At 55.1% G+C, this 13,762-nt stretch carries 7 protein-coding genes; 3 read left to right on the forward strand and 4 right to left on the reverse strand.

Going from position 1 to position 13,762, the window contains the following annotated elements; translation table 11 throughout:
- Positions 1 to 563: 563 nt before the first annotated feature.
- The 4 genes from KM934_RS01700 to KM934_RS01715 all read right to left on the reverse strand — a co-directional run bounded on the left by KM934_RS01700 (position 564) and on the right by KM934_RS01715 (position 5,329).
- A complete protein-coding gene (locus tag KM934_RS01700) occupies positions 564 to 992 on the reverse strand; it encodes a hypothetical protein (RefSeq protein ID WP_215758887.1) in 429 nt (142 codons plus the stop codon).
- Positions 993 to 1,743: 751 nt separating this feature from the next.
- Positions 1,744 to 2,577 (reverse strand): BadF/BadG/BcrA/BcrD ATPase family protein, encoded by an 834-nt coding sequence (locus KM934_RS01705; RefSeq protein WP_215758888.1) that lies wholly within the window; start codon positions 2,575 to 2,577, stop codon positions 1,744 to 1,746.
- Positions 2,578 to 2,609: 32 nt separating this feature from the next.
- Entirely contained in the window at positions 2,610 to 3,890 is a 1,281-nt protein-coding gene (locus KM934_RS01710; protein WP_215758970.1) for an MFS transporter, read from the reverse strand.
- Entirely contained in the window at positions 3,890 to 5,329 is a 1,440-nt protein-coding gene (locus KM934_RS01715; RefSeq protein ID WP_215758889.1) for a glycosyltransferase family 2 protein, read from the reverse strand. Before KM934_RS01715 ends, KM934_RS01710 begins: the two co-directional genes overlap by 1 nt.
- A gap of 347 nt (positions 5,330 to 5,676) precedes the next feature.
- Between KM934_RS01715 and KM934_RS01720 the strand changes: the two genes are divergently transcribed.
- From KM934_RS01720 to KM934_RS01730, 3 genes are all read left to right on the forward strand, one after another.
- Positions 5,677 to 9,669, forward strand: coding sequence for a hypothetical protein (locus tag KM934_RS01720; RefSeq protein ID WP_215758890.1), 3,993 nt, complete (start codon positions 5,677 to 5,679; stop codon positions 9,667 to 9,669).
- A gap of 233 nt (positions 9,670 to 9,902) precedes the next feature.
- Positions 9,903 to 11,612 carry a glutamate formimidoyltransferase gene (gene ftcD / locus KM934_RS01725; RefSeq protein ID WP_215758891.1) on the forward strand — a complete coding sequence of 570 codons (1,710 nt, stop codon included), beginning with the start codon at positions 9,903 to 9,905 and terminating at the stop codon, positions 11,610 to 11,612.
- A 127-nt stretch (positions 11,613 to 11,739) separates the two neighbouring features.
- Positions 11,740 to 13,755 carry a urocanate hydratase gene (locus tag KM934_RS01730; RefSeq protein WP_215758892.1) on the forward strand — a complete coding sequence of 672 codons (2,016 nt, stop codon included), beginning with the start codon at positions 11,740 to 11,742 and terminating at the stop codon, positions 13,753 to 13,755.
- Positions 13,756 to 13,762 lie beyond the last annotated feature (7 nt).

Here is a 13,762-nt window from a genome sequence, read left to right on the forward strand (position 1 = left end):
TTCTCGGCATGGCAAAGATGGGCAACACCAAGTATATGACTACTAATTGGGGGGAGTTGTCTGCCAAGGCCATAATCACCAAACTTAAAGCTAAGAAGGAAGTGAAATACAGCAGGCACTACCGCTGTCATTATGCAGAAATTGAAGGTAACCATCCATTTTAGGCCGCCTTTTCTATAAGCTAACGAGGAACCGCCGTATGCGGAACCGCACGTACGGTGGTGTGAGAGGACGGTGAACACGAAAATAGGAGATAAGCACCTATGATTAGTGTTTACCTCCTACTCGATTGACAATACGTGAATCCCGATACGCTTACGATAGTAGCCACCAGCACAGCCAGTCTGAGCAACGCAGAAAAGATTGCAGTAAGAAAATGCAGCGAGCCGGAAGATGATTTACTACAGATATACGACACGCTCAAGGTGGACCAGATTCTGATAAAGTCAAGAGAATTTGTGTGGACCAAAAAAACGGATATCAGAAAAAACGAGTCCTGGAAATCAGTGTGTTAGCTGAAATATAGCTGCAATGTGGGTTAAAAACGTATCTTTGATGAGCAATCATTGTTTGGTAGCCACACAACCCTGCTCCAAGTTTATTTGATGATTTTGCAAATCAACTTCATATCTAGTAATTGCACCACCGGTATTAGGGAATTTTGCCAATATTTCCCCGTCTCTATATTCAAAAGTTCCTTCCTCTGACTCTCCAGAGGTGTAATCTATGATCGTATGATCATTCATTATGTCGAAAGTCATAACGCCCATTGGTGTCATTCCTTGCCAACGACCAATAAGCCACCCAGGCATTTGCGAACTTGAGTCGTAATCATCATCTGCCGATTGACTATCATCATTATTTTGATTGTCGCTTTGCTCTACAGAAGGATTGGAAGAGCTGCTAAGCTCATCATCATCCCCGCATTTGCCAATGACTGCAAGAAAAAAGAATACAATGATAATTGTAATCCAACATCCTTTTTTGTTCATGTTAATAGTTATTAGTTCCGTCCACTTGACCCGCTGCGAACGCTGTCTGGTTTAAAATTAATGGTTTACTGTCACACACATAAAGGAAACGTGAGCCGACTTCTAAAACATATTGAAGAAATACTCAGATATGGCAATAGCTGATGTTACGCTATCTGCTTATAGGGATGGCTAAAGCGAGCTGGTTCTATTGCGTTTGCATCATGAGGTTGATAAATTGTGACAAACTACCTGTGAATCTACATTGTTTTTTCCATTGAGGGTCAGTGTGGCTCCAAATACGCGATTCTCGCGTGAATTGGTAATGACTTGATTTACAAGCGGTTGTGATTAAAGGTTATATTTGGGTGTTCCTCGTCTTAGATCAGGCGTTGCCTTTAGGCATGTTTCGCACCTCGAAAGATGCCTAAAGGCATGACGAAAGATGGCCTTTGGCGACTCGAAAGCTTAGGTATCGCAAATCGATAGATGCCTAACGGTGAATTTGGCGCGCAAATTTCAGCGCTCCACACGATAAATCTCAATGATTCGCGCTCTGGTTGGAGCAAAATTCCGACACAACTTTTGCACCAAATATCCCTACAATGCATAAGGTTAGAAAGCCGAGTTGAGTAAGGTGAACATTGGAAAAAGCTCATGGCGAGCATCCGGCAAACCACAAGATAGGTACCCATAAAAGCAACAACAGCGGCTATCGCTCATGAAGAGAGTGGATAGCCGCTGTTGAGAAATCGTGGGTTGCGAGGGTAGGCTATAGGCTCTTGATGAGTCCTTCCATGGGCGCTTTTACGATGCGCCCCAGGTGCATGCCTTCCTCCTGGAGGGCTTCGGCGAGCGGTTGGCGGTAGATTTGCGCCAAGCTGCCGTTGAAGCCAATGGGAAGACGGTTCCAACCCTCATATTGCTTCACGTTGCGCTGCAGGAACGAGCGGAAGTTGTCCTTCACAAATTGGTAAACCACTGGCTCATGAAGGTTCTCCTCAAGGAACGGCATGAACGAGGCCAGGAAGGTGTTGGGGCGTGGCTGGCGGTACACACGATCGATGATCTCGGCAGCCGTCAAGCCATATTTGGCATGAAACCGCTCAATGATGGCCTCCGGCCACTGGCGCTTCAGGAGGTTGCCCAACAGGTACTTGCCCATCGACGCGCCACTTCCCTCATCGCCAAGGATAAATCCCAGGGGCGACACGTTCTTCACAATGCGCTCGCCATCGTAGGCACACGAGTTGCTTCCCGTGCCGAGGATACAAGCGATGCCGGGCTCATGGCCACATACCGCAATGGCTGCGCCCAGCATATCGGACGCCACCGTGCAGTGGTTACGAATGGTGAGCGTATCGCGCAGCGCCTGTTCCACGATGGGCTGCTTCTCGGGTGTGCAACCAGCACCATAGAAATAAACCGCATCGACCTCGGTGGTCGGCAAGTGGGGCAGCAAGGCAGAGCGTATTTCCGCCGCAATCTGTTCGCCGCTCACCTGAAACGGGTTGAGTCCTTGGGTCTTTATCTCTTTCACGGCCTGGTGGTTATCCACCAAAGCCCAGTCGGTCTTGGTTGAACCGCTGTCAGCTATCAGTATCATGATATAATGATTTATGGATTAGGAATGGATCATTACTCTTTCTTTCCGAAGGCCGGATCGATCTTGATAAACGCCGTAACGGCAAACGTAACGATGCAGAACAGCATCACGGCGATGAAGAAATGCTGGTAGCCCAACAGGTCCTTCAGCCATCCGCTGGCCATGCCCGGCAACATCAGTCCGAGGAACGAGATGGCCGTGCAGAGCGCATAGTGCGACGTCTTATACTTGCCTTGCGAGTAATAGAGCATGTAAAGGGTGAGCGCGGTGAAGCCCAAGCCATAGCCAAACTGCTCCACAAAGAGGCAAGAACTGATGAACACGAGGTTGGTGGGCAACGCGTAACTCATGTAAACATAAACAGCATCGGGCAAGGTGATGGCGCAAACAAATGGCCATAACCACCGCTTCAGACCGTCGCGCGAGGCCAACCATCCTCCCACGATGCCACCCAACAGCAGTCCTGCAAGGCCCACGGTGCCGTTGGCAATGCCAAACTCGATGGGCGAGAGGCCCAGTCCACCCTCCGAGGCGGGACGTTGCAGGAACGTGGCGCACATCTTGGTGAGCATGGCCTCGGGCAGGCGATAAAACAAGAGAAACAGCAAGACGAAGACAAACGACCGCCATGGCACCTTGGTGACGAAGGTGACGAGCGTATCCTTCAATCCTTGCAGCACCTCATGGGCGCTCGATGGGCGCTCAGCGTCGGCCTTGGCATGGGGCAGGATGTAGCCGTGCCACAACCAAAGCATGATGAAGAGAGCCGCCAGTCCATAGAAAATGAGGCTCCACGTAAACGCCTTGTTGTCGCTCCAGTAGCGTTGCAACACACCCGCCAAGGCGATGAGCACACCCTGTCCGAAGATGACGGCGACGCGGTAGAACGTGTTGCGTATGCCCACAAACAGGCTCTGCTGGTGCTCGTCGAGCTCAAGCATGTAATAGCCATCGGCCGCCACATCGTGGGTGGCGCTGAGGAAGGCCATGAGGAAGAAGCAGCACATGGTGCCCTGGAACCAGAGGGGCGTGTTGAGCGTAAAGGCAACGCCCGCCAACGAGGCACCCATCAGCAGTTGCATGATGATCACCCACCAGCGCTTGGTGCGATAGAGGTCGACAAACGGACTCCAGATGAACTTGAGCACCCACGGCAACTGCAACCATCCGGTGTAGATGCCAATCTCGGTGTCGCTCATTCCCAGTTGCATATACATGGTCACGGAGACCACCATCACCAGCACATTGGGCAGTCCCTCGGCAAAGTAGACCGTAGGGATCCATGCCCATGGCGAAACGTTGCGCTCATTCATCATGCTTGGTTCTTACGGTTCTTGGCAATGCGGGCCATCAGTTCCCACGTGCGCATGCGATCCTTGTAAACGTTGTTGCGGTTCTCCTTCTCGATGCTCAGGTCGCCATCGGAGTTGTCGTCCCATCTGCGGCAGTTGTAGATGGGGTCGTAGAGACGACCAATCATGTAATCGCGACTGATGGCCAGGCCCAAAGCATAGTCCTCACCATAGTTGGTGTTGGGCAGGTTGATCTCGCGCAGCACCGGCGTATAGAACGAGCGCGGGGCACCCAGGCCATTGATGCGCAAGGCGTTGTTGCGACCGTTCTCGGGTGTCCACTCCTTATGGGCTATGACACCCGGGGGCAACACGTTGAGGTGGATATCGGTGAGCGTGTAGGCGCCGATGAGCATGGCACATTGCTGCTCATGGAAGGCGTCGACAATCTTTTGCAGCGTGTTCTCGTCGGCATACACATCGTCGGAGTCGAGCTGGGCAACGAATCGGCCGCAACGTGGGTCGTGGGCAGCGAGGTTCCAACTGCCACCCACGCCCAGGTCGCGACGGTCGGTCACGATGTGGACGATACGCTTGTCGGCGCGAGCCATCTCCTCCACCAGTTCGGTGGTGCCGTCGGTGGAATGGCACTCGGGACCATTCTCCACCACAAACACATTGTAGGCGAAGGAGGTCTTCTGGTTGAGCGCACTCGTCAGGGCGTCCTTGATGGTGCGTATGCGGTTTCTCACGGGAATCATGATGCTGGCCTCCACGGGGAACGCTCCCTCGTCGACACGCATGGGCTTGTAGGCACCCGGCGCGAGGTATGCGCCCACGGCCTTGAGATGCTCGGTGCAAGCCTGCTCCATCTCGACCTGCGACTGGCGGTTCTTCGGGTCGACATAATCGAAGAGGCGCTCGCCCGTCTTGCGCGTGTCGAGCTCCACCTCCGAATAGAGATATTCGTTGACGTGAACAAGCGACTGCGCCTCCGACAACTTCAGGCGGAGGTCATAGAAACCAGCGGCCTGGTAATCGGCGGTGATGCGCTGGGCGGCCTCCTGCAAGGCGGTGGTCTTCAGGAGCACCACGCTACCGAAGTTGAAATCGTCGCGCAGACTGCCCTGTTGGTAATCTATGGTGGGCGCCTCCAATCGGCGACCGTCGGCCGTCAGCTTATAGTGGTCGGCGTAGAGCATGCCGGCCCCCGTCATCTCGGCCACGTTCACCATGCGCTCCAGGGACAGGTAACCCAATTGGATGAACTGGCGGTTCAGGTAAACGAGCGAGTAGGGGGCAGTGGCCTTGGCGGCGATGGCCTTCCATGTGGCGCTCTCGGTCATGGAAGAAGAAAGGAAATTCACTTCGTTCACAATGTCCTGTTGCAGGCATTGCTGGTTGCGCTCATTTTCCTCTTGCGTGCTGCAAGGCAGGAAACAGTCTATCAGATGGTGCATAAGAATCAATTCTGTTTTTCAGGTTGTGTTATTTTTATACCATGCAAAAGTACACAAAATAATCGATAACCCTAATTCATCCACCACATTTTTACTCCTCTTCGCATATTTCCTTCTGTCACGCATCACCTAAAAGGCCAACGAATAGACCCCATCGGTATTCCCTAATAATAGGTGTAGAGACGAAATAATGCGGACACGAAGGCCGAATCTCGATTTTTTACATTAAATTTGCATCATGAACCCAATGGGTAGCCCTCAGGGCTGACCTAAACCTGCGATGGCGATCGTGGGAAGACTCCATTGGAACTGAAACTCATCTACAAGCAAACAACATTCAGATGGATATGAAAACATCATTTTTGTTATTGGCACTTGCCCTGTCGGGTACGGCCTCGGCACAGACCGACGTGACGGCGAGCTATGTCAACAACCCCTCGTTTGAGGCCGACAACACAGCGACGCTGACGGTTGTCAACAACAACGCCGACGGACTGCGTGGCTACAAGGCGAACGCTCCCTCGGGTTGGACCGTAACCAATTCCGGCGCGATGGGCGCCTCGCTCATCGTAACCCCGGCCTGCTATACCGACAACAACTTCGGTAAGGTAACCACCGTGGCCGACGGCAACCAAGCCTTCTACATGCGTATGGGATGGGCCACCAATGCCACCACGCTCAAGCAAACGTTGGCGAACCTGCCGGCCGGAACCTATAAGTTGACCGCCAACGTGCGCTCAGCCTACGCCAACGACGCCGCCTCATCGATGCGTCTGTTCGCCGAGGGCAAGGGCACGTCGCTCACCTTCACCAAGGGCGAGGCCTCATGCTTCGCCACCATGCCCTGGGAGGAAATGGGCGTGACGTTCACCACCACTGCCGAGGGCAATGTAAGCATCGGCCTGCAGGTCGATTGGCTGTCGGGCGGCAGTTGCTTCATGATCGACAACTTCCGCCTGACGCGTCTGCCTGAGGGCTACGTCGACCCGACAGAGAAAGTAGACTCGGTGAAGAGCATCACCGAGGGCGTCATCACCGCCGACTTTGTGGACGAGGCCACGATGAAGGGCGACCTGCTGCAGATGCTCGGTCGTTTCGCCAAATACCTGAAAAACGATTTCCAAGACTGCGCCGCACCCAACAGCGTGGGCGAGGCGTGCGGATGCTTCAAGAGCAGCTCCACCATGCAGGCCAACGAGGATGGTGTGCGGTCGAACGCCGACCTGGGCATGATTGCCGCCTTCCTGGTGAAATATGGCAAGGACAAGGTGACGCTGCCCGAGGGGGTGACGTGGACCGACCTGCAAGACATGGCGCGCAAGAGCCTCGTCTTCGCCTATTCAACCCATAAGGCCAACCGCCTGAAGGTGTGCGCAGGCAACAACTATTGGGGCTCCACCAGCACCTCCGACCACGTGTGGGAGAGCTCGCTGTGGGCCATGTCGGTGGCCTATTCGGCCTTCTTCCAGTGGGACGAGCTCACCGATGCGCAGAAGGGCTACGTCAAGGCGTTGCTAAAGGCCGAGTGCAACTACGAGTTGGGACGCACCATCCCCACCGGCTACGCTGGCGACACGAAGGCCGAGGAGAATGGTTGGGAGGCCGATGTGCTGGCCGCCACACTCGGCTTGTTCCCCAACGACGATTTGGCTCCCAAGTGGTTCGCACGTCTGCGCGAGTTTGCCATCAACAGCTATAGCCACCGCAACGACGCCAATAACCACACGGTGGTCGACCCCGACTACGACAACGCCACCGTGGCCGACCTCTACAAGGGCCAGAATCTCTACGACGACTACACGTTGCAGAACCACAACTATTTCCACACCTCCTACCAGAACGTGGTCATCCAGGAGTTGGGCGAGGCCGCATTGGCCCTGAAACTCTTCCAAAACACGCTCCACGGAACGGAGAAATGGAAAACCAACGCCTTGATGCACAACAACGACGCTGTGCAGAAAGAGGTGCTCAACTGGTTGGCTCTGGCCGATGGCGAGCTGGCCATGCCCAACGGCAACGACTGGAGCCTGTTCCTCTACGACCAGATTACGAGCTATACCACCAACGCCTGCTTCCTGCGCGACGCCGACGCCCTGATGCTCGAGAACCTCGCTTACAAGATGATCAAGGCACGCCAGCAAACCACCGACGACGGCTCATGGCTGCTCCGCTCCGACATTGGCGCCCGCCGCATGGGTGTGGAGGCCCACCGTGTGATGATGACCTGGCTGATGCACGAGGCCAACACCACGGCAGACCTGACGCCCAGCACGTTCGACAATTTCCGTGAGCGTTACGGCGCAGCGAAGATTTTACCCGCACAGAACATTGTGAGAGGCTATACCCGCGACCGTTTCACCACCTTCTCGTGGGCGCCGGGCATCACCAGTTACACAGGTTACATCGCCGCCAACTCGGTCGACAAGAACAAGATCATCGTTCCCTTCAAGGCCAACAACACGGGCAACTTCCTCGGTTGGTACACCGTGAACGGCAAGAAGACCAACGCCACACCCGTGGTGAACGGCATTTACCAGCTCGACGGTGAGGCGTGGACGATGAATGGCGAGCTCTCCACCAACGAGGCTACGCTCGACAACCGTTTCGCCATTTATTCCACACCGGGCAATGCCGTCATCTATCTCGACTATGTGACCGGACTGGCCAATGGCACCATCACACGCGAGCAAGGTGGACTGATGGCCATCAGCACCGATACGCTGACACGCACACGCCGCGCCCTCTACACCGAGGAGGGCGTGAGGCAGCTCGACGGCACCCAACTGACCACCTTCGAGACCAACTGGGTGAACATCGACAACGCCTTGGGCATTGTGGCTCCCAACAACAAGAAGATGGCGTTTGGCGACCGCGCCAACAACAACTCGGTGCTCACGTCGAAGATTTACCCTGCCTACGACACGCAAAGCCGTGCGTTCGAGAACGGCACAGTGGTTGACCGTCGTAACATTGTGTATTACAGCAATGTGGACGCCACCACCACACGCAGCATGAACGCTGGCCTGGTGGCCTTGCGCGACCTGCTGCCCGAGGGATGGAACGGCGTGATCGCAGCCGATCCCGACTCGGTTCGCTACCTGCTGATGAGCAATTTCTGCAGCGTGCAAAAGGCTACGCTCAAGGGCGTTGGCACCTCGCTTGGCGCTCCGGTGTTCCCCGTGGCCACCAAGATCCAAGGCAGTGAGGTGGCCGAGGCTACCTTTGTGGCCGAGCAAAACAACAGCGTGGCTTGCCCCATACGCTTCTTTGTGACGGGCAGCGATGTCACCGCCAAGCAGGATTCCACCGCAAAGGCCATCTTTATCCGCAACAACAAGGGCACAAAACAAACCGTAACGGTGAGAGCTGCCCATGAGAGCAAGGTGGTTGAGAAAGCTGTTGCCGTGAAAGGCGATGTGAAAGTGAGCCTCGTTGAGGGCGAACTGGTGGTGGAAAACATCCCTTTTCCCGAAGCGGTCGGCGACACGCTCACCGACGGATACGCTGACGTAACCGACCGCTATCTGGCAAATGCCAACTTCGAACAAGACGAGACCTATGGCGCACGAGGCAAGAATGTCACGGCGAGCGGTGTGACCTACGCCGACTGTTACACCAATGTGGTGTCGGCAATTAGCAGCAAATGGCCCAACCTGTTGCCCGTGAAGGGATGGGGCTCAGCCACCAAACTCAACGCCGGCAGTAAGTTCTGCCGCATGTACTCGATGCCATTCAGCCAGACGCTCTATTGCGTCAGTCCCTCGTCGGTGGGCAACTATGCCGCCCGCACAGCCCAACCCGTGGCCGATGACAGTTGCGGCGTGCGCTGCCTGACGGTGCTCAACTCATGGGATTCGGGCGCCAACGCCATCACGCAGACCATCACGCTGCCTGCCGGAAGCTATCGCCTGTTGCTCGACATGAAGTATGAGTGTGCCAACCAAACGGGCAATGACGGTCGCACAATCACCACAAGCGGCGGCAACAACAACACCAGTCTGACGGGTGTGGTGGTCAACGGCGAAAAGCGATATGCCTATCCGAAGGTGGCCAACACATGGACCGTGATGCCCTTTAACATCGACCTCAACGAGCCCGCTGAGGTTGTGGTCAGCGTGGGCTATCAGAGCGACAAGTCGGTAGGTGCAGCTAACAACACCTTACTGTATGTGGACCATGTGCGATTGCTCGAAAAGGTAACCGATGGCATAGCCAATGTGATGCGCGTGGATGTGCGCCCCAACGCCGATGTCATCTACAACCTGATGGGGCAGCGCATCAATCGTCCACAGCATGGCATCTATATAAAAGGTGGAAAGAAATTTGTGAGCCATCCGTAACGCTGACAAGAGTAGTAGAGAATCAATAACAGCCTACTGTTTCTCCTATTTCGTCTAATGGCCCATTGGGGTTAAAATGATAGCTACAATAGCCAAAGGCCCTTCTTTGAAATGGAATAATCCATGAAAAGAAGGGCCCTTGTTGTTTTTCCCGCATATTTATTTGTGGTTCTCAAAGAAAAATTATAATTTTGAAATCGTAAAATCTAGTAACAAAACACATCTATTTACCTATGGCTTTAAGTAAAAAGATCATTGAGTGCGTGCCCAACTTCAGTGAAGGACGCGACATGCAGAAAATCAATTCGATTGTGGATGCTGTGAAGAGCGTCAAGGAAGTTATGTTGCTCGACGTTGATCCGGGTGAGGCAACCAACCGTACGGTGGTGACCTTCGTCGGAGAACCCGACGCCGTTTGTGAGGCAGCCTTCCGCGCTGTGGCACAAGCCGCACGTGTCATCGACATGAGGGAGCACCACGGAGCACACCCACGTATGGGAGCCACCGACGTGTTGCCGTTGATTCCCGTGAGTGGCATGACCCTTGAGGAGTGCGCCGAACTCTCACGCCGCTTGGCTGAGCGCATAGCCAACGAACTGAAAGTGCCTTGCTACAGCTATGAGGCAGCCGCTTTCAAGCCTGAGCGCCGCAACCTCGCCGTGTGCCGTAAGGGTGAATACGAGGGTCTGGCAGAGCGTGTCAACAATCCCGCCGAGGCACCCGATTTCGGTGCTCGTCCCTGGGATGAGGAGCTGGCCAAGACGGGCGCCACGGCAGTGGGCGCTCGCGATTTCCTCATAGCTGTCAATTATAACCTGAACACCACGTCGACCCGTAGGGCCAACGCCATCGCGTTCGATGTTAGAGAGAAGGGCCGTCCAATGCGCGAGGGTGGCAAGCTTACCGGCAAGCCGCTGAAGGATGAGAACGGAAAAACCATCATGCAGCCCGGAACGCTTAAGGGCACGAAAGCAATCGGTTGGTTTATCGATGAGTATGGCATCGCCCAGGTGTCGATGAACATCACCAATATCAATGTGACGCCATTGCATAAGGCCTTCGACGAGGTGTGCCGCGCTGCAGCCGCACGCGGTGTGCGCGTCACAGGCACCGAAATTGTGGGACTGGTTCCCAAGCGTGTGCTGATCGAGGCCGGCACCTATTTCCTGGAGAAGCAGGAGCGCTCGGTAGGTATTCCAGAGGAAGACATTATCAAGATAGCCATCAAGTCGATGAGTCTCGACGACCTAAAGCCTTTCAACCCACGCGAGAAGGTCATCGAATACCTGTTGGAAGACGCCACGCCCGTGAAGCGTTTGGCCGACCTGACCGTGAAGGAATTCGTGGAAGAGACCTCTCGTGAGAGTCCCGCACCGGGCGGTGGAACCATCGCCGCTACCATGGGAGCGCTGGGCGCTGCCCTCGGTGCTATGGTGGCCAACCTCTCCGCACACAAGCGCGGATGGGATGATCGTTGGCAGGAGTTCAGCGTGAAGGCTGAAGAGGGCCAAAAGCTCATGAACAAGCTCATGCACCTCATCGACGAGGATACCGACGCCTTCAACGAGATCATGGCTGCCTTTGGCTTGCCTAAGGGCACCGACGAGGAGAAGGCCGCTCGCAAGGAGGCCATCCAGACGGCCACCCGTCATGCCGCTGAGGTGCCGTTGGAGACCGTGAAGTGCTCGTATGAGGTGTTCGATCTCTGTCGGGCCATGGCCCAGGAGGGCAACCCCGCAAGCGTTAGCGACGCTGGTGTGGGCGCTCTTGCTGCGCGTGCCGCCGTGCGAGGCGCTGCGTTGAACGTGCGAATCAACGCCGCTTCATTGGCCGACAAGACCGTGGCAGAGGCGCTTATCAACGAGGCAACTGACTACGAGGAGAAAGCTGAGCGCATGGAACAGGAGATTCTGGCCATCGTAAACGACAAGATCGACGCCTAACACACCTTCGTTCCACCTGCTTGCCCATGGGCGCAGGATTGAGAACGTACCACTATCCATCAAACTGAATGATAACAACAATGAGGGCGGATCATTGTGTCCGCCTTCCTTCTAAACCACATTTTATATGACTCTCGAAGAATTTCAGGCCGACATTCGAGTCGGCATACCCGACACCTTGCCGGAATTGCAAGATTATGATTTTGCCATCAATCATGCACCCAAGCGCAAGGACATCCTAAAGCCAGAGGAGAAGCAACTGGCCCTGCGCAACGCATTGCGCTATTTCCCCAAGCATCTGCATGCCGACCTCGCTCCTGAGTTTGCTGAGGAGCTGCGCAAGTATGGTCGCATCTATATGTATCGCTATCGTCCCACGTATGAGATGAAGGCGCGCCCCATCAGCGAGTATCCCCATCGCTCTGAGCAGGCTGCTGCCATCATGCTGATGATCCAGAACAACCTGGATCCCAAGGTGGCGCAACATCCCCATGAGCTCATTGTCTACGGTGGCAATGGCGCCATCTTCCAAAACTGGGCGCAATACCGTTTGGTGATGAAATACCTCTCGGAGATGACCGATGAGCAGACGCTTGTCATGTACTCGGGTCATCCCTTAGGTCTCTTCCCCTCACACAAGCGCGCTCCAAGGGTGGTGGTAACCAATGGAATGGTTATCCCCAACTACTCGAAACCCGACGACTGGGAGCGCATGAACGCCCTCGGCGTGAGTCAGTATGGCCAGATGACGGCCGGCTCTTACATGTATATCGGCCCACAGGGTATCGTTCACGGCACTACAATCACTGTGCTCAACGCAGCACGTCGAGTGATGCACGACCCGTCGCGCCACGCCACCAATCCCATCCCGTTGTTCGTCTCGAGCGGTCTGGGCGGCATGAGCGGTGCACAACCCAAGGCTGGCAACATTGCCCAGGTAGTGAGCATCGTGGCTGAAATCAACCCGAAGGCTGCGCAGAAGCGTTACGAACAGGGGTGGGTCGACGAGATGCACTATGACCTCGACGAACTGATGAGCGCCACAAAACAGGCCATCGCCGACAAGCGCGTGGTGTCGATGGCTTACGTGGGCAATGTGGTCGACCTATGGGAGCGCCTCGCTGAGGAGAACATAGAGGTGAATTTGGGTTCCGACCAGACATCGCTCCACAACCCTTGGGCCGGTGGTTACTATCCCGTAGGCATGACGCTCGATGAGAGCAAGCGCATGATGGCAGCCGATCCTGAGGAGTTTAAGAAGCGTGTGGAGGAGTCGTTGCGTCGCCAGGTGGCAGCCGTCAACAAGCTGTCGGAGCGCGGCATGTACTTCTTCGATTACGGAAACGCTTTCCTCTTGCAGTCGAGCCGCGCAGGTGCCGACATCATGAAGGCCGACGGCACATTCAGATATCCCTCGTATGTGCAGGATATCATGGGACCGATGTTCTTCGACTATGGTTTCGGTCCGTTCCGCTGGGTTTGCACCTCATGCAACCCCGCCGACCTGGCACTCACCGACCATCTGGCTCTCGAGGTGATGGAGGAGGAGCGCAAGAATGCTCCCGAGGACATTCAGCACCAACTCGATGACAACATCCATTGGATTCGTGAGGCTGGCAAGAACCATCTTGTGGTGGGATCGCAGGCACGCATTCTCTATGCCGACTGTGAGGGACGTACCAAGATTGCCTTGGCCTTTAACGAGGCTGTGCGCGACGGACGCCTGAAAGCGCCTGTGGTGTTGGGACGCGACCATCATGACGTGAGTGGTACCGACTCGCCCTTCCGCGAGACAAGCAACATCTACGATGGCTCACAGTTCTGCGCCGACATGGCTGTGCAGAACGTTATTGGCGACTCCTTCCGTGGAGCCACATGGGTCAGCATTCACAACGGTGGTGGCGTAGGCTGGGGTGAGGTCATCAATGGTGGCTTCGGCATGGTAGTCGACGGAAGCGAAGAGAGCAGCAACAACATCAAGGAGATGCTCTTCTGGGATGTTAACAACGGCATCGCACGTCGCTCATGGGCGCGCAACGAGGGGTCTATCGACGCCATCAAGCGCCAGATGAAGTTGACGCCCGACTTCCAGGTGACCCTTCCCAACTTTGTCGATGACGACATTATTAACCAAGCATTCTAATATCTAA

The organism is Hallella faecis, from assembly GCF_018789675.1.
GTDB lineage: Bacteria > Bacteroidota > Bacteroidia > Bacteroidales > Bacteroidaceae > Prevotella > Prevotella faecis.

Excerpts from the sequence above, each read along its gene's own strand:
- KM934_RS01700 (WP_215758887.1), bottom strand. The coding sequence starts at position 992 with ATGAACAAAAAAGGATGTTGGATTACAATTATCATTGTATTCTTTTTT.
- KM934_RS01705 (WP_215758888.1), bottom strand. The coding sequence starts at position 2,577 with ATGATACTGATAGCTGACAGCGGTTCAACCAAGACCGACTGGGCTTTG.
- KM934_RS01710 (WP_215758970.1), bottom strand. The coding sequence starts at position 3,890 with ATGAATGAGCGCAACGTTTCGCCATGGGCATGGATCCCTACGGTCTAC.
- KM934_RS01715 (WP_215758889.1), bottom strand. The coding sequence starts at position 5,329 with ATGCACCATCTGATAGACTGTTTCCTGCCTTGCAGCACGCAAGAGGAA.
- KM934_RS01720 (WP_215758890.1), top strand. The coding sequence starts at position 5,677 with ATGAAAACATCATTTTTGTTATTGGCACTTGCCCTGTCGGGTACGGCC.
- ftcD (WP_215758891.1), top strand. The coding sequence starts at position 9,903 with ATGGCTTTAAGTAAAAAGATCATTGAGTGCGTGCCCAACTTCAGTGAA.
- KM934_RS01730 (WP_215758892.1), top strand. The coding sequence starts at position 11,740 with ATGACTCTCGAAGAATTTCAGGCCGACATTCGAGTCGGCATACCCGAC.